General features: G+C 66.8%; 23 protein-coding genes. 1 reads left to right on the top strand and 22 read right to left on the bottom strand.

Annotated elements, in window-relative coordinates; translation table 11 throughout:
- Nucleotides 1-418: 418 nt before the first annotated feature.
- From mobF to LDO27_RS24965, 18 genes are all read right to left on the bottom strand, one after another.
- The gene (gene mobF / locus LDO27_RS25050; protein WP_224044550.1) at nt 419-3,394 is read right to left on the bottom strand and encodes a MobF family relaxase; all 2,976 of its coding nucleotides are present in this window, start codon (nt 3,392-3,394) and stop codon (nt 419-421) included.
- Between the two features lie 61 nt (nt 3,395-3,455).
- Nucleotides 3,456-5,003 (bottom strand): type IV secretion system DNA-binding domain-containing protein, encoded by a 1,548-nt coding sequence (locus LDO27_RS25045; protein WP_222208838.1) that lies wholly within the window; start codon nt 5,001-5,003, stop codon nt 3,456-3,458.
- Between the two features lie 86 nt (nt 5,004-5,089).
- On the bottom strand, nt 5,090-5,485 hold the full coding sequence (locus LDO27_RS25040) for a hypothetical protein (RefSeq protein ID WP_222208836.1): 396 nt from the start codon (nt 5,483-5,485) through the stop codon (nt 5,090-5,092).
- A complete protein-coding gene (gene stbB / locus LDO27_RS25035) occupies nt 5,446-6,201 on the bottom strand; it encodes a StbB family protein (protein ID WP_222208834.1) in 756 nt (251 codons plus the stop codon). The genes LDO27_RS25040 and stbB overlap by 40 nt, the downstream gene beginning before the upstream one ends.
- 67 nt (nt 6,202-6,268) lie before the next feature.
- The gene (locus tag LDO27_RS25030) at nt 6,269-6,853 is read right to left on the bottom strand and encodes a hypothetical protein (RefSeq protein ID WP_224044548.1); all 585 of its coding nucleotides are present in this window, start codon (nt 6,851-6,853) and stop codon (nt 6,269-6,271) included.
- The gene (locus tag LDO27_RS25025) at nt 6,850-7,800 is read right to left on the bottom strand and encodes a lytic transglycosylase domain-containing protein (RefSeq protein ID WP_224044547.1); all 951 of its coding nucleotides are present in this window, start codon (nt 7,798-7,800) and stop codon (nt 6,850-6,852) included. The genes LDO27_RS25030 and LDO27_RS25025 overlap by 4 nt, the downstream gene beginning before the upstream one ends.
- Nucleotides 7,787-8,860 carry a P-type DNA transfer ATPase VirB11 gene (gene virB11 / locus LDO27_RS25020; protein WP_222208832.1) on the bottom strand — a complete coding sequence of 358 codons (1,074 nt, stop codon included), beginning with the start codon at nt 8,858-8,860 and terminating at the stop codon, nt 7,787-7,789. The genes LDO27_RS25025 and virB11 overlap by 14 nt, the downstream gene beginning before the upstream one ends.
- A gap of 47 nt (nt 8,861-8,907) precedes the next feature.
- The gene (locus LDO27_RS25015; RefSeq protein ID WP_224044545.1) at nt 8,908-10,305 is read right to left on the bottom strand and encodes a TrbI/VirB10 family protein; all 1,398 of its coding nucleotides are present in this window, start codon (nt 10,303-10,305) and stop codon (nt 8,908-8,910) included.
- Nucleotides 10,298-10,993: a TrbG/VirB9 family P-type conjugative transfer protein gene (locus LDO27_RS25010; RefSeq protein WP_224044543.1), complete on the bottom strand. Its 696-nt coding sequence runs from the start codon at nt 10,991-10,993 to the stop codon at nt 10,298-10,300. Before LDO27_RS25010 ends, LDO27_RS25015 begins: the two co-directional genes overlap by 8 nt.
- 136 nt (nt 10,994-11,129) lie before the next feature.
- A complete protein-coding gene (locus tag LDO27_RS25005) occupies nt 11,130-11,783 on the bottom strand; it encodes a type IV secretion system protein (RefSeq protein WP_222208827.1) in 654 nt (217 codons plus the stop codon).
- 25 nt (nt 11,784-11,808) lie between these two features.
- Nucleotides 11,809-12,669 (bottom strand): type IV secretion system protein, encoded by an 861-nt coding sequence (locus LDO27_RS25000; RefSeq protein ID WP_224044541.1) that lies wholly within the window; start codon nt 12,667-12,669, stop codon nt 11,809-11,811.
- 390 nt (nt 12,670-13,059) lie between these two features.
- Entirely contained in the window at nt 13,060-13,275 is a 216-nt protein-coding gene (locus tag LDO27_RS24995) for a hypothetical protein (RefSeq protein WP_222208823.1), read from the bottom strand.
- Nucleotides 13,276-13,336: 61 nt separating this feature from the next.
- The gene (locus tag LDO27_RS24990; protein WP_222208820.1) at nt 13,337-13,990 is read right to left on the bottom strand and encodes a type IV secretion system protein; all 654 of its coding nucleotides are present in this window, start codon (nt 13,988-13,990) and stop codon (nt 13,337-13,339) included.
- 37 nt (nt 13,991-14,027) lie between these two features.
- On the bottom strand, nt 14,028-16,694 hold the full coding sequence (locus LDO27_RS24985; RefSeq protein WP_222208818.1) for a VirB4 family type IV secretion/conjugal transfer ATPase: 2,667 nt from the start codon (nt 16,692-16,694) through the stop codon (nt 14,028-14,030).
- Nucleotides 16,681-16,980: a VirB3 family type IV secretion system protein gene (locus LDO27_RS24980; RefSeq protein ID WP_222208816.1), complete on the bottom strand. Its 300-nt coding sequence runs from the start codon at nt 16,978-16,980 to the stop codon at nt 16,681-16,683. Before LDO27_RS24980 ends, LDO27_RS24985 begins: the two co-directional genes overlap by 14 nt.
- Nucleotides 16,977-17,342 (bottom strand): TrbC/VirB2 family protein, encoded by a 366-nt coding sequence (locus LDO27_RS24975; protein WP_222208814.1) that lies wholly within the window; start codon nt 17,340-17,342, stop codon nt 16,977-16,979. Before LDO27_RS24975 ends, LDO27_RS24980 begins: the two co-directional genes overlap by 4 nt.
- Entirely contained in the window at nt 17,339-18,478 is a 1,140-nt protein-coding gene (locus LDO27_RS24970) for an OmpA family protein (protein WP_222208812.1), read from the bottom strand. Before LDO27_RS24970 ends, LDO27_RS24975 begins: the two co-directional genes overlap by 4 nt.
- A gap of 98 nt (nt 18,479-18,576) precedes the next feature.
- Nucleotides 18,577-20,520 carry a YadA family autotransporter adhesin gene (locus LDO27_RS24965; RefSeq protein WP_222208810.1) on the bottom strand — a complete coding sequence of 648 codons (1,944 nt, stop codon included), beginning with the start codon at nt 20,518-20,520 and terminating at the stop codon, nt 18,577-18,579.
- A 457-nt stretch (nt 20,521-20,977) separates the two neighbouring features.
- On the opposite strand from LDO27_RS24965, the gene LDO27_RS24960 reads away from it, so the two are divergent.
- The gene (locus tag LDO27_RS24960) at nt 20,978-21,877 is read left to right on the top strand and encodes a helix-turn-helix domain-containing protein (protein WP_222208808.1); all 900 of its coding nucleotides are present in this window, start codon (nt 20,978-20,980) and stop codon (nt 21,875-21,877) included.
- Nucleotides 21,878-21,897: 20 nt separating this feature from the next.
- Here the strand turns inward: LDO27_RS24960 and LDO27_RS24955 are convergent, their stop codons facing one another.
- The 4 genes from LDO27_RS24955 to LDO27_RS24940 form a co-directional block, all read right to left on the bottom strand.
- On the bottom strand, nt 21,898-22,392 hold the full coding sequence (locus LDO27_RS24955) for a hypothetical protein (protein ID WP_222208806.1): 495 nt from the start codon (nt 22,390-22,392) through the stop codon (nt 21,898-21,900).
- A 252-nt stretch (nt 22,393-22,644) separates the two neighbouring features.
- Nucleotides 22,645-23,433, bottom strand: coding sequence for an SDR family oxidoreductase (locus LDO27_RS24950; RefSeq protein ID WP_222208804.1), 789 nt, complete (start codon nt 23,431-23,433; stop codon nt 22,645-22,647).
- Complete coding sequence (locus LDO27_RS24945; protein WP_222208802.1) at nt 23,417-25,258, bottom strand: hybrid sensor histidine kinase/response regulator; 1,842 nt, start codon at nt 25,256-25,258, stop codon at nt 23,417-23,419. Before LDO27_RS24945 ends, LDO27_RS24950 begins: the two co-directional genes overlap by 17 nt.
- A complete protein-coding gene (locus LDO27_RS24940; RefSeq protein WP_222208800.1) occupies nt 25,255-25,758 on the bottom strand; it encodes a molybdopterin-dependent oxidoreductase in 504 nt (167 codons plus the stop codon). Before LDO27_RS24940 ends, LDO27_RS24945 begins: the two co-directional genes overlap by 4 nt.
- Nucleotides 25,759-25,803: the final 45 nt, after the last annotated feature.

The raw sequence follows: 25,803 nt of genomic DNA, 5'->3' as shown, positions 1-25,803 counted from the left end.
GTGAGCTCGTGGCGAGGCCCCGTCCGACATTTGCCAGCTCCTCAGCCCTGGCAGACACATCCGTAAGCGCCGCCCATGAAGGATCGGCGGCGGCGCCAAGACAATCGAAGCGCGTCGTGAAACGACCCTCAGCCTTCCGGAAGCTCCATCGGCTGTCGTCCCACCGCGTCGGCCACCTCGATCGCTATCGCGCCATAGGGTCCGCGAGTTTGCTGCATCTTGCTTCTCGGTGAGCATCTGAGCTCGCCGGCCGCTGACCATCACGCTCCAAAGAACGGCTGGCCGCTGCAAACCTGAACCCTTCTGAAGAGGGGGAGAAGCACATCGGACCCGATAGCCGGCTAACGACTCTACCCCCGTCTCCATGAACCATGGGAGGCGGTCTGCCCCTAAAGGCACTAGCACATGGCAACAGCCGTCACCTCTCAAAGCGGTATCCCAACTCCAACGGGTTCACCCGCGGCTCCGTCAAGGGTCGCATCCCATGGCCTAACGCCGTTTTTCCCATGCCCCTGGCGAAACCGCTTTTCCCACCGATCGGAGGGCGTAAGTCAAGCGCCGCTCGCTTCTCCATCTCCGCGGCAATGGCGCGAGGCAGCTGATCGCGTGAATCCGTATAGATGCGAGCCTCATGTCGTGCCCGGCTGATCGCCACGTAGTACAGGTTGAACGATGTCGTCCGGCTTCTGGTGTCCAAAGCAATCAGAACCCGATCACAGGTAATGCCTTGCGCACTGTGCACAGTCGTCGCATAGGCGTGCTCCAGGTGCAACGGCTTCGCTGCCGATAGTCGCATTGCGCGGCGGTCTTCTCCGGCGCCATCTATCGTTCCAAGCAAAACAACGCCCCCCTCCACACCGATGACGCGTCGCCTGTCCCCGAGCGTCAGACCGTTTTGGGCATCGTTCCTGTTGATCCGCACGATGTCACCTACGGATAGCTCGCTCTTCTCAAGCCGATAGACGCTGACCTGCTTGAGCTTACGGGGGTCAAGGGTCGCCGCACTTCCATCGGGGCACACTACGTTCAGTCGGTTCCCGTCCAGCGCCTCCCGAACGCGATAGAGCTCGCCGCGAACCAATCCCTGAGCGGGATAGTTACGCTCGGGCTGCACCACCATCCCCGCCTGGTAGCTGACAGCGCTACTCCGCTGGGCCGCAGTCATATCGACACGGGTCAGCGTCTCGAAGGTGCAGCCCTTCCCGGCCAGCCCCAGCGATGCGCGGACCAGCTCATTGAGCTCGCGCCGGGCCGCATTGGTACCAGCGACAATTATGGTCGCCTGGCGCAGCTCTTCCTGCAGGCTGACATAGTCCCGAGCGATTGCGCTGTGACGCGCGGTCGCATCCGCATATTCGCGAATCTCCCTAAGGTGATGGAGCGATCGGCCTGGCTCACCCGCGGCCGCCCGCTCCACCGCGCGCCTGAGCTCCGGATCGGCCTGCCGCTGAATCTCGCTGATCCGCGCGGTGCGCATGCCAGCGCCCTGCAACTGGGCGAACGGCTTACCCGCCTCGATCGCGCCCAACTGCTTGGGGTCGCCGATCATCACCATGCGGGCCCCGGCCCGCTCGACCAGACGCATGGCCTGCTCCAACTGCCGGGCGCCGACCACGCCGGCCTCGTCCAGGACGACCACCGTTCGCGGATCGATCGCACGATGTCCGGACCTCAGGAAGCTCGCCAGCGTCTGGGCCTCCATCCCTTCCTTCTTCAGCGCCGCAACCTGCGAGCGGTACGGCGCCACGGCGATCGCCCGGTATGCCTGCCGGACCTGTGTCGCATGCCGTATCAAAGCCACCGCCTGCGTCACGGCATAGGTCTTCCCAGTACCGGCATCCCCCTGGATCCCCACAAAGCGATCCTGCGAGCCGATCATCGTCTGGACCGCCATGCGCTGCTCCGCCCCGAGCGTCCCCGTGGCCAATGCGGCCGCCAGGGTCGCCCTATCCACCAGCGGCTCCAGCTTGCCGCGCCCATCACGCTCCATGGCCAGGATCGCCTTCTCGCGCTTGAGCGCGTGCGGCGTCGTTAAACGCCGCTCCTGCCGCACCAGCGACCCTTTTGCGATCGCTCCACTCACAAACGACGCAGCGCTTGGCGCCGACCTGCCATACCGCTCCTTCAGAAACGCAATCCAGCCTGCCTGCGTCAGCTTGGGACTGTCCTTGTCGCCAGCAATAGTGAAGGTGGGCGGGCCCTCGATGAGCGCACCCTTCTCGATCCACCGCTCGATCTCGGCGCGCACGGCCTCCGCCCCAGTCCGCCCGACGGCTCGCCGCAACGCCACGGCGAACAGCTCGGCCTCGCCGACCACCGCCTCCCGCTCCGTCAGATGCCGCACGGCGTATCGGACGACCCGATAAGCCAGCGTCGGCTCCGGCGGCCCCGGCGGCAAGTGGGCAGGGACCCCGTGTCGGGCGGCGGCCGCACTGCCCGAGCCGGCCCTCTCCAACTCGGCTTCCCTGACGCGCGCAGCGACGCTGCCGACCACCGCCCCGTCCCGCCCTTCCCCATACACAATGCCCAGCTCGTGGCTGGCCTCGCGCCAGTACGCCTTGACGGCCTCCCGATCGCCCGCCGCCTTGCGCGGCCGCGTGGACAGCGCAATCGCCTGCTTCTCCCGCGTGCTGGCGCTCGCGCGCGTCTTGCCCCGTTCCGCCAGCGCCTGCTCGATTCTGGCGCTGCGCGCCGAGAACGCCTCGATCTGGTCCCGCGTGATATGCGCCAACTCGAAGTTGCCCCGGTCATCGACCACCCGGATCCGATAGCCAAGCTGCTGCAGACCGTGGGCGAGCTCCGCCTGGTAGATCCCGTCCAGCGCCTTCTTCGCCCTGAAAATCTCCTCGTTCGACAGTGCCCGCCATGCGCCGTCGGCGCGCTGCGTCATGTTCAGCACCACCGCATGAGTGTGCAACTGCGGATCCTTGGCCCGGCTCATCTCATGTCGAAACGTGGCGATCACCACATTGCCGGTCCGCTCACGATAGCTTTTGCCGCGCTCCTTCCTTCTCGCCTGCGCCAGCTGCTCCACGCGCTCTAGCACCGCCGCGACCGCGCGATCGTGCGCCGCAACCACCGCGGCATCCCCCGCAACCAGCGCCTGCATTGACACCGACTTGGGCGCCGACAACGTGATATCCAGCGCCATCCGCTTCTTTCCCGCGCTGGCATCGAACGACGTCTGGATCCGCGAGCCGTCGGGCAGGTGCCCCGCCAGCAGCCGCGCAAACGCTTCCCGCTCCACCGCACCGGCAAGGCCGAGCGCGCCAGCCCCCTTGCCGTGCCACTCCCCGCACGCTTCCTCCAGGTAGTAGTCGTCCGCCTCGGAGAAATACCGCGCAGCGGCCCGCTCGTTATTCCCGGAGATCGGTGTCAGATTGATCATGGTCATCCACACATCGCTGAACGCGCTCGCCTCATCACGACGCCCATCACGCCGCCCACCCTGACCGTCATGTCTGGATGGGCGCCATCCGCTCGGGATAGTCCACATACGGGATGGAGATCCTCGCGACAGGGAAATCCTCGGCGAACGCCACATAGCCGGTCAGGTCCTTCAGATTGGCAATCTCGGCATCCAGCACCGCGGGCTCGGGCGGCGAAGCCTGTACCTGACGACTCGCGCCGCGTTGACTGGCAGTGACACGGCGGCGCTCCACATGCTGCCTGCCGAGAATCTCGCTGGCCTTCTGCGCATTGCAGGCATTCGAAGCCCCAAAGATCAGATAATTCCGGAAGCACGCCAGCACCGTCCTCGCAGCATCCCTGCCATACGTCTGGTCGAGCTGTGCCCAATCCTGAATGCTGGCCACCATCCGCACACCGTGCTTTCGTCCTCGGGTCGCCGCTGGCACAAATGACTCGAGCATGCCGAGCGCATCGAGCTCATCCAGATAGAGCCAGAGACGTGTGTCGGCCCCGGCCGGCGTGCTGAGCATCGTCGCGCAGATGGTGTCGATCCACGTCGCGATCAGCGGCCGCTGCGCGGCCCGCATGTCCTCGCGCCACGTCAGGAACAGGTTGCCGCCGCCCGGATCCTGCACCCAGCGATGCAGCGAGAAGTCACCCGCCCGCAGATGGCGCAGAGGACGGACATACTTGTTCATCATGAACTGGACCGAGGCTATGGCCTTCTCCGCGTTGTCGCGGAAGTACCCCTGCGAATCCGTGTTGACCAGAAACGCCCGGATCGCCTCGCCGTCCTCGCGCACCAGCAGATCCACCAGCGCCTCCTGATCCGGCCGGTTCGTCTCCACCAGCTTGCGCATGGTGTCGGCCAGCACGTCCCGCGCGTAGGCGCACCACTGCTCCTCGGTCACGTCTCGCTGCGGCGGGATCACACTCCTGGCAATGCGATCGAAGTCGTGCACCGCATGCACCTCGTTGAAGACCGACCAGCCGACCGAGCGGCGGTCGAACGGGTTGAGCACGACATCCCCCGGGAAACCGAACTTGGAGAGAAACGTGCCATTCGGATCCACCACCACCATCCTGTCACGCCGCCGCACGGTCGAAGCCATCATGCTTTCCATCGCCACCGACTTGCCGGCGCCCACCGACGCGCAGATCAGCAGATTGCGGTTCTCCAGATGAAGGGGCATCGGCATCGGCCCGATGCGGATAGCCGACAGCGCCGGACGGGACGGCTCACACCGCCGCCGGCGTGCGTTCTCCCGCCGATTGGCGGCGCGAACACGTGCAGCAACCGTGTGCCAGTTCGCCAGCCGCGCACCACGCAGCCAGCGGCGATACGCTTCTCCCCGGAAGCCATCGTCCCCGAACTCCCGTAGCAGCCATGCCCCGGCCGCCGCCAGGACACCCCCGGTCAGCAGGCCTGCCATCAGCACCGAGCTTGCCGGCGTCGACCGCAACGCGATAGTCAACGCCTGCGGCATTGGCCGCAAAGGCAGCCCCAAAGCATAGGCGGCCGCCAGCCACCCCGCAGCCGGCAACACCAGCCACAGCGCCGCGGCCGCGCTGTCGATCTCGTGGCGCTGCATGTCACCCACGCTTGAAGGACATGGCGGTCAAGTACGCGGCTGCGAAACCGGATGCACGGCCGTCCCGGCGCCGGCTATACGACGCCTCACAGCCACCGGCTGACCACGGCCACCAGGACCCCACCCAGCGCAGCGCTGCCCAACGCCACGCAGCCCAGGCGCCATGCGAGCCGGATCGCCACGCGCTCCATCGCCGTCACGTTCGCCATGGTGGCGACCGCGCCGTGCGCCAATTCGTTGCCGATCACCGCCGCGGCATAGCGACCAGCCGTCGTCAGGCGCTGCTCCTGGTCCTGAATCATCGCCATAAAACCGAGCCGGGCCTGCAGTGACGCACTGCCCACGGCGTCGCTGACGGCGGCCTGCATGCGGGCCGCCATCTCGCTGTCCAGCGATTCCAGCCGCGTGACCATCGCGTCGATATCGTCCAGCAACTGCGCCATCAGCGCTTCGCGCGCGGTCGAGAGGGATGTGTCGCCCATGCCTGCTCCTCAAATAGCGCGGCATACGCCGCATCGAGATTGCGGTGCGCCCAGCGCGCCAACCGCTGTACCGAAATCATGCTGACCGCCTCGGCCCGCACCTGCTCGTCGGTCTCCTCGCGGACGCGGGCGCGATAGTTAGTGGTATCCGCGGCCGCCTCCGCCACACTCAGGTTCAGCCCGCGCAGGCGCTCGTAGACCTCGTTGTAGAAGATCACCGCCTGCGCATTGAGCTGAAAGCACGGATTCTTTGCGTGAAAGCCGGACAGGATGCTGAAGCGCTCCCCCAGGATATAGGCGTCGCCCAGATCCACCTTGTTCAGCACCACGCGGATTTTCCAGGGGGGGACGCCGAGGCTGGCAAGCGTGCGGATCGTGTTGACCGTATCGGCCTGCTGCTTTCGCTCGCTGACCGCTGGCACCACAAAGCGGTCGAACTCCTCGTGCGAGCCCTCGAACTGCGCCATCAGCCGCACAAAATCCTCGACATTGGAAGCACCCACATCGACCACCGCCGAATCGAGCAGCATCAGCGACTCCTGCAGCGTCCCGAAGTCCCGGCCCTGGATGCGCTCGGCCGCCCCGCCCTCGTCCCCCGCCCCCGCGTTGATGGACTCCACTGCAAACTCCGGCGCACCCAGGCGCGGCGCCAGCAGCTGCCGGGCCACCGTCGTCTTGCCCACATTCCCACTGAAATTGATCACGGCAATCTTCATCGACACGCCTCCGCTTCCGACTACGCCCCATTTACGCCGCCCAACGCTCGCCGACTCGTCCGCTGGCCTACCCGTGCAGCCGCTGTTGCCATCGCCCGTCAACGAACACGTCCACCGCCCGCGGGTTCTGCGCAGGCTGCCAGTGCACCACCCCGTAGACCAGTACCGTCTGCGGCGAATCCGCGTCTCCCATCGCGTCGCTGCCCAGCCACTGCCCGACGCACGCCCGCTCACCAAGAGCACCGTCGCCGTGCGTGGCCATGGACGGGCGCGCGGGCCCCGTCGCCACCATGCGCCGCCGGCCCTCCCGCACCTCCATCCGGCCCGGCGCGACCAGCACGCCTGCCGCTGCGGGCTGCAGTGGCGCAGGGCAGGGGTCATACGGATCGAAAACCTGGACCGCATAGGTGTCGGAACCCGCCTCGTCACAACGAGGAAACGGCCTGCCCAGATGCAAATCCCGATACAGCCGATCGATCGTCGGCACGCACGCCGCCACGCCCTTCGGCCCACCGTTGTCCGCCGGATTGTCCAGGCACAGCAGCACCCGGCACCCGTATTCGGACGCTTGCAGCGGCGCAGCCGCCACCACCCACGCCGCCGACAAGGCAATCGCCCGGAACCAGCGCCCGCACGCCCGGCGCATCGTCATGGCGAGATCCGGACGAATGCCTCGTCCGACCCCGCGGGAGAGGGAAGCGCGCGCACCACCGGCGCCGCAGACTTGGCCTGTGACCCGCCTCCAGTGCCAGCGGCAGGCAAGACGCCATCCGTCGGGCTCACCTCGTCCACGAACACGATCCACGATGGCGGCGTCTGGCCGCTGGCTTCGACCGGACGACCGGGACGTGCGCGAACCCTATCGGTCGCCCCGCTGCTTCGCGCTCCCGCTGCAGATAGCGGGGTCCGAGGAACCGACGGCACCACCGGAATGGGCATCGGCACGGACGCATCGGCATTGGCGGCTGCATCAGCCTCCGCAGTGGCCGCATTCGCCAGTACCCGCTCCACATAGCTCGTACCACCCGCCACATCCGGTCGCAGGCCGCGCGCAAAGTCGCCCGAGTAGTAGCAGCTCAGCGCCGCGCGCCATGCCGCCGCCTGCTCCAAGAACCGCGGCCGCGCACGTTCAAAACAGTCCGCGAGAATGGCGCCACCCACACGCAGGTTGCGGCATGGCTTCAGCACTGTCTCCAGCGTCTCGCCGTAGGCGGCGAGATTGGTGCGGTTCACCTGGGTCAAGCCCAGCGAGAAGTTGTAGCCCCGCGCGAACAACGCCCGCGCCGTCGCGACGGCCTCCGCATGCGTCACGGGTTGGCGCACCAGACGGCCGCCGACCATGCCGATCGCATACGGATTCCACGACGACTCGGTACGCACCACGGCGCGCAAGGTCTGCGCAGGAACCGTGGGCGCGCATTCCGCGGCCATCCGTTCAAAGCCGCGCTCGACGGACGACCGCACCATCGCAGCGACCGGCTGGACAGCAAGCGTAGCCACGATTCCCAACAATCCCATACTGATCGATAAGACGTGGAGCCGCACCCCGGCGACAAGCGTGTCCGTACGGCCACCAATCCGGATGTCACGCGCCGTCATAGCGGATCTCCGAGACATAGCGGCGGCCGTCCATCCCACGCTTGAGCTGGATCACCACATGGATCAGCGAGCGGGCGTAGTCGATGATTTCTGACTTGCGCATCGGCGTGCCCGAGCGCATCACCATCTGGGCCAGACGGTCGTACATCAGCGTCGGGCTGTCGGCATGGATCGTGGTCATCGAGCCTTCGTGCCCGGAGTTGAGCAGCTCCAGATAGGCGAAGGCCTCGGCACCGCGCAGCTCCCCCATGATGGCCCGGTCAGGCGCCAGCCGCAGGGTTGCCTCCAGCAAGTCGACCGCCGTGGTCCGCGCCACGCCCTGCCCGCCTCGCGAATACAGCAGGTGGACGCAATTGGGCTGAGGTGGAAGGACCTCCCTGCTGTCCTCGATCGTCACCAGCCGCTCGGAGTCGGGCACTATCTTGAGCAGCGCATTGAGCAGGGTCGTCTTGCCGCTGTTTGTCCCCGCGGAGATCACGATGTTCTTGCGCGCGCGCACCGCGCCAACAAGGAACGCTTCCCACTGGCCGCGCCGATAGAGCTCCCTCAACGCCTCGTGCGAGCACGGCGCCAACGCCAGCTCGCACCGGTCCGGCGCACACGCGTCGCTGCACAGCGCTTCCCAGGCGTCCGCGCGATTGACCCGCTCGAATGCACCCTGCCCCCGGTAATCGGCCAGGCCGATATCGACCTGCGCCGGCTTGCGGATGCACAGCGCGATCGTCTGCTCCTCCACCGCGGGCGGGATCACCAGCTGCACGCGATAGCCGCCGCGCGCGGCGTCGTCCACGCCTTCGCGCAGATCGATCGGCATCGTCGTCGACAACAGGGGCCGCTCGCGAGTGATCTCCTGGCTGGTATAGGACGCCGTGACATCGGCCAGCGAGCGCAGCCACGCCAGCGACATCTCTGGTATCGCCACCCGCTGCATGCCCCGCGTCCCGCGGCATCCCAGCCAGACTTCGCCCGGGCGGTTAACTGCAATTTCCGTCACGTCGGGATCGTCCAACAAAGGGGCCAGCAGCGACAACTTGGCGCGAAAGGAAGCGGCATGCGACATGGGCGGTCTCCGGGATCGACGGGGTGGCGCGTGGATGGACACCCAGGCTAAGGAACAAACGTCACGCCGGACGCCTGGGACCCCTGCGCGTCCGCAGCATCGGCGCGCGCGAACACCCGCGAGAAATCCAGATCGCGATTGACCAGAATGCGGATCCGATCGCCGGCCGGCACGGTGACGGTCGGCGCAATACCGAGATACGGCTGCAATGCCTGCTGCGCACTCTGCGCCGCGGCCTGCTGCACCGACTGCCGGTAGGACGAGACCGAGTTGTAAGGATCCTGGGAAGCGACGCCCGCAGTGGAAGCGCCCGCCCCGATGATCGACAGCAGCGCCGAGATGCCAAAGATCTGCGCAAAATGCGTGTCCACCTGGCCGCCCATGCCGGCCGAGCCGAGCTGATCGGCGCCGGCGCTGTCGAGAGACACCTGCGCCCCGTCGGGCGCGCGCAGCGACTGCCAGACCACGAACAATCGGTCCTGGCCCTTGCGTAGTTCCGCGCGATAGACGCCGCACACCCGCGAGCCCCACGGAATCAGCACCACCCTGCCCCGCTCGCCATACACATCGCGCTGCACCGTCGCGCAGAGCGTGCCGGGCAGATCCGACACCGCCCGCGGCACCAGCACCGCCTCGATCCACTTGCCACGCAGCACCTTTTGGTCCAGATCGCCGATCCGGCTCGCCATGCTCATCGCAACCCCGGTGCCGCCCGCCCGGTCCGCAAAGCGCGCATTGCCGTCCTCGGCATGGACATCCGCACGGGCCCCTGACTGTCCGCCATCGGCCCCCAAGGCCGGCGCCGCCCCACCCTCCCCCGACGCAAGCTCCGCCTCGCCGTGGACCGGTACCAGAATCGCGGACTTGAGCCGTGCCGCGGCCAGCTTGCGGGCCTGCTCCTCACGCTGCAGCGCCAGCTCATCGCGCCGGGACCGCAGCGGGTCGTCCGGGGGCACAGCAACGTCAACCGCCGAAAAAGGCGGCGAAGTGGAAGCCGCCGGCGCGGCACCGGCCGCAGAGGCCGCTGAAGCGCCCGCGAACGGCATCTGGTGCAGCTTGGGCACCGGCTTGCGCTCCGCGATGGCGGAGTCGCTGCCCGCGCGTGGCGCTGCCGGAGGCTCGCCGCGCCAAAGCAGCCATCCCCCGCCCACCGCACCCAGCAACAGGGCGCCGGCCCAGATCGCGCCACGCCGCGCCCTGCCCCCTTCGGCCAACAGCGGCCGATCGCACTGCACTTCCCAAGCGCGGATCGCCGCCTCCCGCTCCTCGTGTCCGGACGCCGACGGACCGCGCGATGCGTCGGCGACCGCCCTATCCTGCGCATCGAACGCACCCCCGTCAGGGCGCTCGACGTCGGGCCGCCCATTCCGGCCGCCCGCACGTGGTCCCGACCCTTGGCGGAGATCGGTACCGACCCCGCGCTCCGACGAAGCCGGCTCATCCATTGCCGCCTCCCTCCGTCGGCGCCGCCCCGCGCCCGGCGAGGCGGCGATTCTGCAGACACAGGTAAGCCTTGCCACTGCGCAGCGTGAAGCGCGCGCCGACGCGCTCCACCACCAGGTACTCACCTTCGCGCCGGGTATTGACCACCGACTCCGTGCCGTCCGCCGCCACCAGGTACACCGCCGGCACGTCGCCGTCCTTGTCGAACAACAGATAGGTGAACTGCCCGTCGTCGAACGCCCGAATCAGCGGAATCGCCGCCCGGTCTCCGGACTGCCCGTAGTCGAAGTTGAGCCTGCCGATGTCGACGCTCTGCCCGCCGGCGCGCCCGCCCGGCGCGTCGCCATCCCCATGGCGGCCCTGCGCGTCCCGGCCGCCGCTGCCCGGATAGACGAACCGAACCACGAAGGTCATCGGCTGCGACGCCGCGGCACCCCGCAGCCGGAAAAAATACGTCCGCTTGTCCGTGATCACGGTCAGGTTGGTCGACGCGTTGGGCTCCACCGGCTTGAGGAACAGGCGATTGCGGTACGGCACGGCCTGCCAGGCGATGCTGTCGCCAAGCGACACCACCTTGATCGACTCGCCCTGGCTGAATTCGATGGCCGTCTGATACCCGTAGGTGCCGGCGACCTCGTACACCTGATTCGGATCGAATAGAACCTGCCTGACACGGGTGTCCGTCAGCACGGGCCGCGGCGCCTTTGCGGCATACACGGCCGGACTCGCAACAAGCCCGAGAGCGAGCCCCAGCCCCGACAGCATCCCGATTGACACCCGCCTGCCCTGCCATGTCATGGTGGTATCCCCGATATCGTGGCAGCGCCTACTGGCGCGCCAGCTCCTGATCCTTGCGATACGCCGTGGCGGCGAACCCCAGAGGATTGACCCAACGGTCGCCCAGCGCCAGCGGCTGATAGGTGATGGTGTAGTGAACCAATGCCGTGAAATACTCCGTCGTCGCCTCCGCCCCCGGCCGCTCCGTGATCGAGCGGAACGACACCTGATAGGCATCCCGCCCCAACGACGTCACCGCCGTGATGCGCGGATAGCGGCGACCGCCAGGGCCCACCGCGTAATACGGGTTGTCCGGGTTGTCGGCAGCGGTCTCGGCCTCGTACTGGCGCGCCACGGCCGTGGTCGCGTGCAGCCGGCACAGATCCGCGTAGTGCTGCCGCCAGGCCGGATCGAACGTATTGCAGTACGTCACAAAGTTGAACACCTGGCTTTGCACGAAACTCTCGTGGCCCGCGATCGTCTGAGGACTGACGACCGACTGCCGGGTCACGTGGCCATTGGCGTCGATCACCGACACCACCGGGATCACGGTATGCACATCCGCCAGCCGCCATACCGCCGCGGACAGCGCCACCAGGCAAACCGCCTGCAGGCCGTTGAACAGATAGGCGCGGTTGCGCTGCTGCCGCAGCTTGTTCGTCCCGCCCAACTGCAACGCGCGCGTCGTCGGATCGCCCACCATGGTTCCCCGGCCACTGCCCGCGCCATCAACGTTTGCCGCGGCTCGCACCCTGCCCTCCCCGGGGCAACGCCCCGCGCATCACCAGCATCAGCGCGCCGGAAGACGACGTAGTCGCGCCGGCCAGGCTGCCTGCCCATTCCCGGGCCCGCCACATGAAAATGCACAGCGAGGTCTCGAGCAAAAACAGCTCGGCCGTCAGCGCACTGCGCACGCCCTTCGATCCGATCACGCCCGCCGCCTGCCCCGCCTCGCGCACGGCATCGCCGAACGCGGCAAAGCCGAACCGCACGATGGCGATCACCAGGATGTAGAGAAAGGCGAACGACATCATGTAGCCGAGCCAGTTCATCAGCCACTGGCGCGTGAGTGGAAACATCCCGAAGCCGACAAACAGGGGCAACAGCACCATCGTGATCGCCAGGCCGAATTTGGCGAGGGTGAGATAACCCAGCGCAATGGCAAACAGGATCGTGTTGACGATCCACAGACCGAAGCCGTCCAGGATCATGCCCATCTCGTACAGACTGCTGTTGCGCAGCGTGTCGGACACCGCATTGACGTTGACCCACAAGGCATCGAGCATGTCGACCGTCGGCTCGCCTGCCATGATCGTGGCCGCGGTTCCGTTCATCGTCGAGACGAACGCCTGGTAGATCTCGCCCGCCAGACCGCCCCAGTTCAACGTGCCGAACACGATCGCCGTCATCGCCGCCTTGGTGACCAGCTCGCTCCAGTCGAGCGCCGCGTGGCCCGCCATCACCTTGTACCCATGCAGCGCCCAGTACAGGACCGCCCCGCAATACACCGGAGCCGCGACGCTGCGGGCCACCGCCGGATACGTGCTGGCCAGAAACGAGCGCGTCATGCCGTCGGCCGCGCCCAGCATGCCCCCCAGTGTCACCGCGCTCATCGCGATACCTCGCCGGGCAGAGAATCGCGCCGGCACCGCAGCGGGACGAACGCCGCCTCGTCATGGGCATTGTCATCGCAATCCGGCGTCGTATTCTGCGCGGCCCCGTCCCCCGGCACCGACTCTGCGGCATCTGCCGACCCTTCCGTGCGCGACGCCGCACCGTCCTCTCCGGCCCCACCGAAATACGCCCGCGCCCGCCCCGACGAAAGCCCGCACGGCTGCCCTAGCGCCGACGGGGACAACGGTTGCCTCCCGCCTGCACTCAGGCCCGCCATCGCACCCAGCGCCCCAAGGCCGCCCATCGCGCCCAAGGCCCCAAGCGCGCCGCCGATCAGCATCAAGCGGATGTCACGCCCACGGATCTCAGGCATGGCCCGTTACCTCGGCCGCCGACACATTGACCGGCAGGAAGGCGCACGCGCACGGAGACGTGTCGAATCGATTCGAGGCCGCCGCGCAGCCACCCAGAAAACCCGCCAGCGTGAGCGCCGCCAGCGCGCGCCAGCACCGCCGCAACAACCACAGCGGCAACCAGATCGGCAGCCAGACGGGGGCCGTCACCACCGCCAGCAAGGTCATGCATCGCTTCATCGAAGACTCCCTGCCCCGCCCGGGGCGTGTGCTGAACGAAGGAACCGAGCTATTTCGTCGTCGGCGCGAAGTACCGCTGGCGCTGCGCCGTCGCCTGATTCACCTGATTGGCCACCGAGGCCTGCAGATTCATGTTGAGCGTCGCCAGCTTGGCCAGCGCGCTTTGCAGCAGGCCGCTCTCTGCGGCGATGCGGTTCTGCAGGTCCTGCCCGTCCTTGATATTTTCCGTCGTGTCGACCTGCTGGCCGAGCCGAGACAGATTGGCCAGATGCACCTGCGCCTGGGCGTACAGCGCGTCGCCGCCAGCCATCGCGCTGCGCACCGCGTCCGTGCCGAACCGATAGCTGGTCGCTGCCGGCGAAGCCGGATCCGCGAAGCTATCCGGCGGCGCGGTGCGGATCAGCGCCTCGGCCTGCGCCTGGCGCGCCCCGAACGCGCCTCTGGACTGCTCCGCCACCACGGCCTGCCACGACCCTGGAACGACCGACGCGGCCGTGACCGCCTCGCCAAAGCCGGCGCCGCGGCCGTAATGCCCCGTCACGGCCTCGTACTGATGCCGCAGCGTGTCGTACTGCTGCAGCAACTGGTCGTACTGCAGCTTCAGCTGCACGATCGCGGCCACATCCACAGTCGGGATGCCGCTCGCCCGCGCAGGCAGGGGACCTACTGCGAGTACCACGGCGGCAAGGATCACGGCGACCATCGCCGCTCGGCCCCTTACGCGGGCACTGGCACCCATGTCAGCCCCGCCCCACGTTGTGCGTGTTCTGCGCCAGCGCGCGTGCCATAAACACCGGCACCCATTGCGCCGGGTCGTCGGTCCCGAGCTCCGTCTGGATGGCTTTCATCAGCGCGACGCCCTTGTCGTTGGACGACAGCACCGGGATAAACTGCGGGAGGTCGGACAGATCGAAGGCGGCACGCACTGATTCGTTGCCCCGGCGGATCAGGAACTTGCGCTGTCCCGGGGGCGTGTCCCGGATAAACCGAAACTCCGCTTCGGTCAGACCCAGCGCGTCGACATAGTCGGCCCGCCGCGCTTCCGCATTGGGCAGATAGATCTTGGTCGCCGTCTGCTTAAGGATCGCGTCGGTTTCGCAGTAGAGATACTTGGGATCCGGCGTAACGAAGATCAGCACACCGTTGTTGCGACGCATCTGCATGATGTAGCTGTCGATCTTGTCGCGCCAGTACGGATGCCGCACCAGGTTCTGCCCCTCCTCCAGCACCAGAATGAAGGGCTCCCCGTTCATCGCCTGCGCGATTCGGTGGAAGGGATAGCTCAGCACGACCGGCAGTTCCGGCCGCGCCACGCCGTCGCGGATCAGCTGCCGCATCTCGTAGCAGTGGTAGCGGCAGGCCGCCAGGTCGAGGTTGTCGTCGGCGTTGTCGAACACCCCGGCGTTGGCGCCCTCCTCGCCTCTGGCGCCGTGCCAAACGCGCATGTCGCGTGCAAGCCCGCCCTGGCCATAGCACCACGCGACATTGCGCAGTCGCCGGTCCGCCGGCGGCAGGGAATAGTTTTCCGAGACGGCATGCTGGAAGCGTTCGATATCGTCGGCGCTCGCCGCGCCGCCATAGCAGGTGCGCATCAGCATCTGCAGCTCGACCAGGTAGGCGCGGTTCTCCGCCGTGTCCGGCAGCTGGAAGGGATTCCAGCCAGTCCTGCCCTGGACCGTCAGCGTCGTATGCCGCGCGCCCATCGCCTCCATAAAGACCCGGGCGCCTTCACGATTGTCGAACCAGACCACCCGTGGCCGGACCTTGTCGGCCATCGCGATCAGCGCCGACAGGATCGTGGTCTTGCCCGACCCGGTATCCGCCGTGATCGCGGTATGGCCCGACACCATGCCGTCCATCTCCCGATGGAAATTGAAGTAGTGCGCGGTGCCGCTCTCGGTCTCGAACGGCATGATTGCGGGCCCCCACAGATTGCCGTCGATCCGCCCCTGGGCAAAGTTGTGAAGCGACGCGAAGCCCGCAAAGTTCGCCGATGCAATCTTGCCCCTGCGCCCCAGAAAGTGCTGCGCCTGCCCGGGCAGCTGTGCCCAGAAGAACGTCTCCAGCGCAAAGCGCTCGCGCACCGGTCGCACGCCCAGATTGACGAATGCCTTCTTGAACATGGCAACGGCGGCGTCGAGCTTCGCAAAGGTCTGCCGCCGGTCCGCCACCGCATCGCCATGGCCCGTGGCCACCGGCACATGCACCAGCATGGTCAGGTGATGCAGGCCATTGACCGAGCGACCGCTGGCTAGCTCCTGCAGGCCCCGGGCCAGCTCGTCGCGATCCTCCGTGGCGAGCCCCTCGCGATCGTTGACCGTAACGCGCCGCCGCTCCTGACGCAGCGCCTGCTCCGCGCTGATGCGATCCGTGAAGGCAAACGACTGCGTGATGATGGCTTCCACCGGCTGGCGCAGAAACTCGTCCAGCATCCGCGACGGCGTGCGCGCCGGCCATTCCGCCATGCTCAATACCGCGGCGGCGCGCCGCTCGCCAAGCCCCTCGGCCACCATCGTGTTGCCCAGCAACCCGAAATCGAGCCACGACGCCGCCAGCGCGCGGTCCAGCGGCATGCTGCTCACGGGCACTCGCGCCTGCTGCAGATTGACCAAGTAGTGCAGAAAACTGGCGATCTCCGAGACCTCCTCCCCCAGGAAGTCCTCCACTTCCTCCCGGCTGTAGTCCTCCGCCTCCCCATACAGCCGCAGGAAATCGTCCCAATGCCGATGACAGCGGACAATCTCCCGCCGCGCGGCCGTGCGCGCCACACGTGCCTCCGCGAAGACGGGCCTGCGCTGAACGCATAGCCGCCGCGCCCCATAGTCCGACAACGACTGCAGCAGCAACTGGGAGGCGGCATACAGATCCTTGGCCAGCTGGGCATAGCCCGCGAGCGCGTCATCCCCGCCACCCTTGCCGCCCGACAGCGCGCCAAAGGCTCGGTCGAGCAGCCCCGGCGCACCCCGCCGAAAGCGCGTGCACACGATCGACACATAGATCTCGTTCACATAGAACGCCCGGGACGCGTAGCGCGCCCGCCACGCCGCATTGAACTCGCGCGCAAACCAGACCTCCCCATCGCCATCGGGATACGCGGCGACCTTGCGCCGGATCAGGTGCACGTAGACCATACGATCGCTGCCGGCGATCGCCCGCAGCACGGTATTGCGCCGCCGCTCGAACTGACGGATCTGCTCCGCGCTCAGCGACTCGAAATGCAGGCCATCAATCCTGATCACCTGCAGCAGACCGTCGTCCTTGGTCACCACCGTGTGGTCGTCGTAGTGGACCGTGTACGGGATCATGTCGCTGGCGATCAGTTCCCGCGGGTCCAGGCGCGCGCCCGCCGGTGCCGGCATCGACAACGCCATATCGCAATGGCGTCGCAGCAGATCAGCGAGGGGCATAGCGGCGGCACCCCCATAACGGCGTGTTGCGGCCCGGCTTCAGATGCATCGCGGCCAACGCCACATCGAACAGATATACGTCCCTGAGACAGACCAGATAGCTCGCCAGCAGCAGCGCCGGCACCAGCACCGCCGGCACGACCGAGCGTGTCAGCAGCATCGCGATCCCAGGCAGATACAGGCTCAGCGCGATGCTGTTCAGCGTCAACCCGCCGATCATCGTCGGCCGTGTCATCGAGACGACCAGCGCCTCCCCCTCATCGAAAGTCAGCGTCGCTGTGCTCATATCCCGCCCGCCCGACCACGGAACTCCGTCACGATATTCGGGGCGAAGAACACCAGAATGATCCCGAACGCCCACCTGCCCAGTTCCATCAGATCGCAGCGGCCGGTCTTCCAGCGATAGCCCTGGAAGGCGAGGAGGATGATGCCGAGGTAGTAGCCCCACTCGAACACCACGAGGTTGGCCACCATCTTCAGCAGATCGGTGACCCCTGAGCCGATGCCACCTACCCCTTGCGCATGGGCGCATTGCGGCAGCACCAGCGCCGCCGCGATCACGACGTGCGAGGCAGCGTGGAAGACCGGCTCCGCACGCTCGACCGTCCTCGCCAAGCGCGTTAAAGCGCAAATATCCCGGACCCTCATGGCTGGTCCCCTCCGGCAACGGTCTCGGCCAACTGGCGCTCGGCCTCAATAGCACCGCTTGCGAACGCAGACTCGTGCGGGGGGAACCCGGACGAAGTCTCAAGCTCCGCAGAGGACTCCGCCGTCAACTCGACGCGCCGGTTCGGCTGCAGGCAAGCGACCGTCGCCTCATCCGCCCGCCCGGGACAATCCGCACGGGGTCTTGACGCGCCGGCACCAATCTCCACGATCGGCAGCTTGACCGCCCGCGCCTGCAGATACCGACGTACCGCCTGCGCCCTTCGCCGGGACAGCGCCACGTTGTAGGCGTCGCCGCCGAAGCGGTCGGTGTAGCCGACCACCCGGATCCGGACCACGTCCGAACGCTGCGCCAGCCCCGACACGAACCGATCGAGCGCTTCCCTGCCCGCCGTGGTGAGATCCGCGCGATCAAATCCAAACAGCGCGTCAGCGGCCAGGCGCTGCGCGATCACAACCCGTTGCCTAGGAGCCGTAGCAACCGGCGCCGGATCCGCCAGCGGCGTGGCGGTCGGCCGACCCGCACACGCGGCCAGGTCATCGGGCGTTCGGCGCGCCAGGGCGAGGGCGTGGTCGACTTCCGTGCGACCGTGATGCCACCGCCCGCCCCGGCTTTCCTCCATGTTCTCCATCACGCTCTGGTACGCCACGTCCAGGCAGGCCGACAGCGGCGTTTCGCAATGGCGGTCGCGGTACGCCGCCAGCGCGTCCTCGATCTGCCGGATATCGGCGAACCAGCTGGGCCGACCGTGACGCGGATCGGTGGAGGGATACACACGCTCCGTAAAGATCGGCTCCACCGGCGCGTTGCCCCGCCCCTCCTCCAGCGCGCCAATCAGCGCATCGGCGTTGTGAAGCGCCTTGTCCGGCGTGCGGTTTGCATGGGTCGCGCTCTGCTGCCGCTCCCGGCGAGCCAGATCAATCCAGCACTGCGCCCGGGTGCGCGACGGCGACGCGGAAAGATGCGCAAGGCGGTCCAGCCGAGCCTGCAGCGCGGCCGGCGCCCCCTTGTCCGTCTGCGACCCGCTAGTGGGATGCGCAAGGGGCATCGCGAGGACACCGGAAGCCGCGCAGGCCAGGGCCGACAGGAGCAGCCCGGCGGAGATATTGCGTGACATGGCTTGTTCCTTTTGGAGGAATGCGGAGACCGTGGGGAAGACCGTGGAAATGGCCAGGAAGCGACGAAGGGCCGCGCTTCCTGCTCACGAAGCGGCGATCAGAAGCCGAACGTCGCGCCCGCCCCCACGGCGAACAGCTGGTTTCCCGACAGGCCCGAGCCCACCGCGGCCGAGGCCTTCAAATTGACCAGCACCCGATTGGACGCGTAGTAGTTGATCCCCGCCGCGAGCGCGGCGGTGCCCCCATAGGTGCCGGTGCCAACCGAGACGGATAGCGGCCCTTCCGCCCGCGCGTTGGGCTGCATGGCGGCCATCGCCGCCGACATTGCCCCCGATGCGCTGACCAGCCGGCGCGCCTGCTCCGAGACGGCGCCGAGCTGCTGAACCGTGACCGCATCGGTTGGCGCCGTGCCAGGCGCGACATTGGTCAGTTGGCGCGCGTTGCCGGCCGCGCCCACCGACACGCTGTTGGCGCGGTCCGCGACCGAGCCGGGGCCGATGGCCACCGCGTTGTCCGCGGTGGCCACGGGCGCCGGCATCGAACCGCCGGGATAGATCGCAATCCGTTCGTCGACATAGCCGCGCGCGCTGGACAGCCCTGACTGCAGTTGGCGCAGGTTCACCGCATCGCTCGCCTGATGCCCATCCGCGACATGCGTGATCTGCCGTTCGGCCCCCGACGTGCCAACCGACACCTCACCCGCGGACCGCCTTGCCTGCCCGCTGATCGGATCGACGTACTGCTCCGCACCGCGCGACGCAATGGCGCGGTTCCCCAAAGCAACGGAATCCGCTGCGGTGGCGTGCGCGTCGACACCCAGGGCAACGCTGCCTGCCTGCGCCGCCATCGCCGCTGTGCCGATCGCCACCGAGTTGGCACCCGAGGCCGACGCGTTCCCGCCGATGGCCACAGACTCATTGCCGGCAGCCTGCGCATCGTCGAGTGCGGAAGTGAGACGGACATGCCGGAGCCGCCGGTCGGTATAGCGCTCGCCCGCATCCAGCGTTGCCGCATCACCGGCCCGCATCTGCGCAAGATTCACCGCCTCGTTGTCCGTGACGGCTGCGGCCACGTTCCGGATCGTGACAGGCCCAGCACCACCACCCGCCAGCGTCACCGATCCAGCGCGCTGTCCCATCGCATCCACGTCGTACTCGATGGCGTTCCTGGTTCTCCAGTCGGTATAGCGATTGGCATCGCTGAGCGTCTGCCGATCACCGGCCTGGACCTGGCCGACGTTCGCGGCGTCGGTCTCCGCCACGCCTGCGGCGACGTTGCGCAGGCGCATGGGCACGCCATCGCCGTCCGAAAGCGTCACCGTGTGCAACGGCTGGCCGCTCGCATCGACGTCATAGCGCACGACGTGCGCGGTCTTCGCGTCGGTATAGGCGCGTGATTTGTACAACGTGGCGGCGTCGGCCGCCTGCATCTGCGCCAGATTGGTCGCGTCCGTGCCGCTGGTGCCGGGCGCGACATGCGTGATCTGCCGCTCGCCGCCAGCGACACCCATCGACACCGCGTTGTCGCGGTCCGCGACCGAACCCCGGCCGACCGCGGTGGCATTCTGCCCCGTGGCCAGCGCCGCCGCCGCGGAGCGCGGTGCATTGGTGATGATTTCCCCCTGTGTCGCGGCCACCGCTTCAGCCATCGCCTGCACATCGGCGACCATGGCCGCGGTGTTGGACGCGTTCGCCCCTCCCACTCCGCAGGGATTGCCGGCGCCTCCGCCGAAGCTCGTCTGCGCGAGCGTCGTGTCGCCCTTGCCGACAACGCCCATTCCCGATCGCCCACCCTGCACCACACTGAGCGGCATTCCACCCGAGCCCAACCCCGTAATAAAGGAATTCATCGTGCCGCCGCTGCCCTCGCCGACTTCTGGCGTAAAGGAGATGGAGCCCCCAACGATGCCCGCCTGATTGCCGTTGCCCGTGTAAAGCGTGTCGCCACCGGTGCGCAGCGTGTCGTAAGTCCCGTCGCTGTTTCGCAGACAGATCGTCGCCCCGCTGGTGCCTCCGGCGAAGAGCAGACACGTTGCCGCCATCGCGATCGGTAACAACCTTGCCGCACACGCACGATGCCGCGCCTGTCCTACAATCCTCGAAGCCATATTGAAAAGGTCCTCTCAGCCTTGCTTGTTATGGTTAGGGCAGAGGCGGTGCGCCGACACCGCTTCTGACCGTCTCGTTGCAGCGCCTGCAGTCACTCCATCCCCGGCGCGGGTCCAGCGCGTCGCCATCTCGCCGATCGACGGTGAACGGCATGAACGGAACCCTCGACGTCCTGAGCAACGCGTGCAGCAAAGTGGTAGCTGTCTCGCGGCCGATGTCCTACCTTCTATCGATCTGGACGCCAGCAACCTGACGCTGACGGTCAGCTTAGGTCGTCAACCTGAAGCTGTGCGTCATGCATGCAGCGTGCAGCCTCGGATTTGGACCGCTCGCGGATCAAACTCGAAAGCTTTTGCGCATTTGTTTCGTGAGGCGTGGAACGGAATCGGGATGCAGCAAGATCAATCCGCTATCGACTGGCTATCCATCGCGAATCAGGTCAGGGACATCATGGTCCGGCACGGCGTGGCCAAACGCAGCCACGCCGGCGAGCTCGGCCGTCTGCTCGGCGTGAGCTTCTCCGCCGCCAGCCGCAAGTTGAAGGGTCAGTTGCCATGGACGCTGTCGCAACTGAAGGCCGTGGCAGAACACTATGGAGAGCCGTCCCGAACGCTGCTGGACGGCGTCGGAGAAGCGGCGTGCCAGCCGTGCCCCGGCGTGCTGGCGCTTGGGCCACTGCGCCTGGTGTGCGAGGTTTGGATCGGACAGCCCCTCGCGAGTGGTCTGGCGGGCCGACGCCACGCCGTGCGGCAACCGACGGAGGATCCCGTGGTGGGAGAGTTTGTGGCGACGAAGGTCGGCGAGCAATGGTCGGTGTACGACGTCGCGGCGGCTCCTGCTAGCGCGCTGTTCCAGGTCGAGCGCATCGTCATACCGAGCCGTTGCGCCGACCCGGACAAGCCGGTGATCGCGGTGGTCGACGATGCCCCCGCGGTCACCGACACGCTGTGCGAGTACCTGAACGAGCAGGGCTTCGACACGCGACCGTACTACGACATGCCATCGTTCCTGCAGGCGCTGCATGGCGTCGACTTCGACGGCTTTATCCTCGACTGGAGCGTGGGACACCACACCGCCGCCGAGCCGATCGAACGCATCCGGCGCAGCGAGAATGCCGATGCCCCGGTGATCCTGCTGACCGGCCGTGGCCAGGACAGCGAGGCCGAGATCGCACGCCTCGTGGACACCTTCAACGTGTTCTACGCCGAGAAGCCGCTCAAGCTCGCCATCCTGCTCGCGCAGCTGACGCAGGCACTGCAGCCCCACGGCAGAGGTGCATCACGGCGGTAAGCGGACGGCAAGCCTGAGCATCAGGCGTGCCGCTGCGCAGGGTCAGCACCACCCTCCGCTGCCGTGCCTCGATCCATGTCTTGCCAGGCATCCAGCTCCGCCTGCCAGGCCGCCTGCACCGCCGGCTGCATCGCCTCGATGCCATCGCAGGCACGCTTAGCGAGCAAGCGCAGCGTACGCGTGATGGCCGCCAGCGAGTCCGCCGGGATTGCGCACTCAGCTTCCGCTTCCGCCAACGCACCGACCAGCGTATCCATCAAGGTCAGCAGCTGCGCGGCATCGACAAGTGCGGCTTCTGCAGCCTCGCTGATGGCGGATCGATAGGGGTGGAAGATTGCGGGAGAAATCGTGCTCGCCGAGTCCCGATGGGGCGATCGTGGCGTCTGCCGCAGCGACCGTTCGGCGGGCACGGACGGCGCGCGTGAGGAAGTCGGGAAAGGCGTAGCGGAGCGTCTGGCGGGATTGCCGCGTGTCGCGCTCAAGCGAGCGCGGCGGCGTTTTGCGGAGTGGCTCATGGTGGCCTCCTGAGGTCATCAGAGAGACCTTCCGCTCGTGCGGGGAAGGCGGGCGCACTCTCGGCTCTGCTAGAAGCCGCGTCAGGGCTTCCCTTGCGGTCTTGTATACCCTGTCTCTACCCCGCCATTGTGATACTACGGCTGCACGGATACAGCATAGATCGCAGACTGACGGGGCGACAGGCCGCTAGCAGATTTGAGAGGATGACATCTGAGCACGATGGGACCGCGGCACCTTTCGCTTTTCTGACATTACTCGTCATTCTTTGGTGCGCGATGCTCGTACAGCACGTCCTGCGTGCGCTTGACCAGATGCTGCCCCCCGTCGACGAGAAAGTCGAAGCCGTTGTAGGCCGGACTCGTCAGCAGGTCGATCGCACCAGCGACATCCTCCGGCGTTGCGATCACCCCCAACGGCGTAGCGTGCCGAGAGGCATAGGCAAAATCGTCGGCGGTCTGGTCGTCGCTCTCCAGCATGAGTCCCGGAAAAACCGCATTGACGCGCAGGACTGGGTGCGCCGATATCGCCAGCATCTGCGTGAGGTTACCTATGCCGGCCTTGCCCACCGTGTAGGTGAAATGATCCTTGTGGAACGAGCCCTTGACCTTCTGATCCACAACGTTGACCACGACACCGGTCGCATTGGCCGCCTTCGCCAGATCATAGAAGGCGCGTGCCAGTAGAATCGGTGCGCGGTAGTTGACGAGCCAGGCCTCCTCCAGTGTCTCGACATTGAAATCCGAGAAAGCGTCCTGGCCAAACACCGACGCGTTGTTGATCAGCACGTCCACTTTGCCGTAGTGCCGATAGGCACGTTCGACGAGAACTCGTATCTGCTCGGGGTCGCGCAGGTCGGCCTGCATCGCCACCGCCGTTCCGCCTCGAAGGCGAATGGATGCGACCAGACTTGCCGCCTCGCTGGCCGACGCCCCATAGTGCACCACCAGCGCATCACCGCGCTCACTGAAGTATTCCGCGAAGGCGCGGCCGGCCCGCTTCGCTGCCCCGGTAACAAGCACCACTCTACGGCCCACTGGCATCGCTCCTGGAAGTCAATTGCTGCAAGGACGCCGCGAGCTCGCTGGCACGGACCGGCTTGGCCAGATACGCGTCGAAGTCGCGGCGTTGTTCGTCCGTCAGCCATGCCGGCAGATGGGCGCTGATGGCGATGATCGGAATGGTTTCGTTCAACGGCGCGTTATGGCGCAACCAGCGCGCGACCGCGATGCCGTCTCTACCGGGCATCGCAATGTCCAGCAGCAACGCGTCATAGACATGCCCGGCCAGCCTCTGGCACGCCTCGTCCGCGCTAGCGCACGCATCGCTCACCACGCCCCAAAGGTCCAGCAAGGAGGTGATCGCCTCGCGTGCTTGCGCATGGTCGTCCACCACCAGCACGCGGAGATTTCGCAAGTCCAAGGGGGAGAACGGCGCGTCACACTTCCGCGCGGCGGCGTCCTCCGTCGGCTGCTCGAGCGGCAGCGACAGGCAGAACGTAGTGCCCCGCCCGAGTTCGCTGCGCACGGCGATGTGCCCGCCCAACGCCAGCGTCAGGGCCCGGACGATGGACAGTCCCATGCCGAGCCCGTCGTGCGCCCGCGTGTTGGACGGATCCAGGCGCGTGAACGGCTCGAATACCCGGCCCTGGTCGGCTTCGGCAATGCCGGGACCGGTATCGGCCACCGAGATCTCGAGCGAAGGCACCGGGATGTCTGACGTCGAGCCAAGACGGAGCGTGACAATCACGGACCCGTTGTCGGTATAGCGGATGGCATTGGCTAGCAGATTGGCCAGTATCTGGCGGACCCGATGCGGGTCCGATACCAACCGGGTTGCATAGGCCTCAATCTCGCAGCTGACCTCTACCGCCTTGCCGTCGGCCAGACCCTTTGCCTCCTCCACCAACTCGCGCACCAGCGCCGCAATATCGAACTCCATGCGCTTGAACTCGAGCTTGCCCGCCTCAAGGCGCGCGTAGTCCGTCAGGTCCGTAATGAGTTCGAGGAGATCCGCGGCAGCGGCGTGGATGCGCCCGACGGCCACGGCATCGCGCTCCTGCTGCTGCCGGGACAGCAGGAGATCGGCCGCGGCGGTAATAGCCTGCAAGGGCGTGCGCAATTCGTGGCTCACCATCGCCAGCAACGTGTTGCGTGCCTGGACGCTGGCACGGGCCTCGATCGCGGCCTGACGCTCGGCAATAAGCGTCGTGCGCTGCTGCTGGATGACGAGCTGCCGGCGCCGGAGCACCAATGCCAGCTGCACGAGCGACGCGCCGAACAGAAGGACGACAAACGTGCTGATGTGGAATAGCGTTTCGCGCTTCTGCTGATAGTCCCAGAACGCGCGATCGCGCTGGTTGATCTCGATCAGCCGAAAGCTGTTGAGCAATCCCTGGATCGGCGACCAGTACTGCTGGGTGGTGGCGAGCATGTCTTCCAGCGCGTGGTGGTCCAGAGGATCGCGCTCAAGATGAGACATCCCCGTGTCGAGCTTGCCCATCATCATGTTGAGCTGCCGAACCGCCGCCTCGTACTGCGGAATGCCAACAAAGTAGGCCGACAACTCGGATGGCCTCGTCAGAATACCGAACGAGGCCCTCAGGTTGTCGTGCAGGTGTGACAGTTCGCCGAGTTGGGTGTCGTGGCGGAGCGCGTATACAAGCAACTGGCGTTCGAACCGCGAGTAGGCAATCTGATAGCGCGTGGCCGTCCAGACGTACCCTTCTCCCGGACCCAGCACCAGCGCCAGGTCGACGGGTGCCAGGAGCACGCGGCACAGGACATACATCCACGTCGCGCAAATCACCAGCGCCGCAGCGACCAGGATGATGGAGAGGTGCCTTCCAATACGGCCTGCGCGAATCATTGGACACGGAAGCCCGTCACCTGCCACACATACTTTGCCTCGGTGATGGGCGTCTTCAATTCGCGCGGATACTGGTCCCGCGGATAGACGACAAAGATCGGGCCGAAATCGCTGGGCGTGAGGCGCTTGCCGTCTCGACTCAGGGCGAGAATCACACCGTAGCGGGCGGCGTCCCCGACAGGGATCGCGAAGGTGTACTGGTTCAGGCTGTGGAACTCGAGGGTGCTCCCGTGCGCCCCGACCCGTGCCAGCACGTCCAGCAGCAGAGGCCCGACGAACTCCGATTTCGGCGTCCAACTGGTCGCGGTGACGATGTGGTACTGCGGCAGCCCCAGCAGTTCCACCTCACTGAAGCGGTAGGTACCAGTCGTCCGGTCCGTGTAGCGGGAGATCTTCCCGGAGACATCCAGCGTGGCTGTCTGAGCGTTGGCGTTGATGGAAACCGTGATCGTCAACGCCAACGCCAGACACCCCCACTGTCTCCCTCGATGCTTTGTCATGCGCCTCACCTCAATCGTGCGGCGCCCCTCCCCTGCCGCTCGGTC

Origin of the sequence: Cupriavidus respiraculi (genome assembly GCF_914271545.1) — a bacterium.
Classification (GTDB): Bacteria; Pseudomonadota; Gammaproteobacteria; order Burkholderiales; family Burkholderiaceae; genus Cupriavidus; species Cupriavidus respiraculi.
The sequence above is the reverse complement of the archived record's forward strand: the minus strand, read 5'-3'. Positions and strand labels throughout refer to the sequence as shown.

Excerpts from the sequence above, each read along its gene's own strand:
- mobF (WP_224044550.1), bottom strand. The coding sequence starts at position 3,394 with ATGACCATGATCAATCTGACACCGATCTCCGGGAATAACGAGCGGGCC.
- LDO27_RS25045 (WP_222208838.1), bottom strand. The coding sequence starts at position 5,003 with ATGCAGCGCCACGAGATCGACAGCGCGGCCGCGGCGCTGTGGCTGGTG.
- LDO27_RS25040 (WP_222208836.1), bottom strand. The coding sequence starts at position 5,485 with ATGGGCGACACATCCCTCTCGACCGCGCGCGAAGCGCTGATGGCGCAG.
- stbB (WP_222208834.1), bottom strand. The coding sequence starts at position 6,201 with ATGAAGATTGCCGTGATCAATTTCAGTGGGAATGTGGGCAAGACGACG.
- LDO27_RS25030 (WP_224044548.1), bottom strand. The coding sequence starts at position 6,853 with ATGACGATGCGCCGGGCGTGCGGGCGCTGGTTCCGGGCGATTGCCTTG.
- LDO27_RS25025 (WP_224044547.1), bottom strand. The coding sequence starts at position 7,800 with ATGACGGCGCGTGACATCCGGATTGGTGGCCGTACGGACACGCTTGTC.
- virB11 (WP_222208832.1), bottom strand. The coding sequence starts at position 8,860 with ATGTCGCATGCCGCTTCCTTTCGCGCCAAGTTGTCGCTGCTGGCCCCT.
- LDO27_RS25015 (WP_224044545.1), bottom strand. The coding sequence starts at position 10,305 with ATGGATGAGCCGGCTTCGTCGGAGCGCGGGGTCGGTACCGATCTCCGC.
- LDO27_RS25005 (WP_222208827.1), bottom strand. The coding sequence starts at position 11,783 with ATGGTGGGCGATCCGACGACGCGCGCGTTGCAGTTGGGCGGGACGAAC.
- LDO27_RS25000 (WP_224044541.1), bottom strand. The coding sequence starts at position 12,669 with ATGCTGGGCGCGGCCGACGGCATGACGCGCTCGTTTCTGGCCAGCACG.
- LDO27_RS24995 (WP_222208823.1), bottom strand. The coding sequence starts at position 13,275 with ATGACCTTGCTGGCGGTGGTGACGGCCCCCGTCTGGCTGCCGATCTGG.
- LDO27_RS24990 (WP_222208820.1), bottom strand. The coding sequence starts at position 13,990 with ATGGTCGCCGTGATCCTTGCCGCCGTGGTACTCGCAGTAGGTCCCCTG.
- LDO27_RS24985 (WP_222208818.1), bottom strand. The coding sequence starts at position 16,694 with ATGCCCCTCGCTGATCTGCTGCGACGCCATTGCGATATGGCGTTGTCG.
- LDO27_RS24980 (WP_222208816.1), bottom strand. The coding sequence starts at position 16,980 with ATGAGCACAGCGACGCTGACTTTCGATGAGGGGGAGGCGCTGGTCGTC.
- LDO27_RS24975 (WP_222208814.1), bottom strand. The coding sequence starts at position 17,342 with ATGAGGGTCCGGGATATTTGCGCTTTAACGCGCTTGGCGAGGACGGTC.
- LDO27_RS24970 (WP_222208812.1), bottom strand. The coding sequence starts at position 18,478 with ATGTCACGCAATATCTCCGCCGGGCTGCTCCTGTCGGCCCTGGCCTGC.
- LDO27_RS24965 (WP_222208810.1), bottom strand. The coding sequence starts at position 20,520 with ATGGCGGCAACGTGTCTGCTCTTCGCCGGAGGCACCAGCGGGGCGACG.
- LDO27_RS24960 (WP_222208808.1), top strand. The coding sequence starts at position 20,978 with ATGCAGCAAGATCAATCCGCTATCGACTGGCTATCCATCGCGAATCAG.
- LDO27_RS24955 (WP_222208806.1), bottom strand. The coding sequence starts at position 22,392 with ATGAGCCACTCCGCAAAACGCCGCCGCGCTCGCTTGAGCGCGACACGC.
- LDO27_RS24950 (WP_222208804.1), bottom strand. The coding sequence starts at position 23,433 with ATGCCAGTGGGCCGTAGAGTGGTGCTTGTTACCGGGGCAGCGAAGCGG.
- LDO27_RS24945 (WP_222208802.1), bottom strand. The coding sequence starts at position 25,258 with ATGATTCGCGCAGGCCGTATTGGAAGGCACCTCTCCATCATCCTGGTC.
- LDO27_RS24940 (WP_222208800.1), bottom strand. The coding sequence starts at position 25,758 with ATGACAAAGCATCGAGGGAGACAGTGGGGGTGTCTGGCGTTGGCGTTG.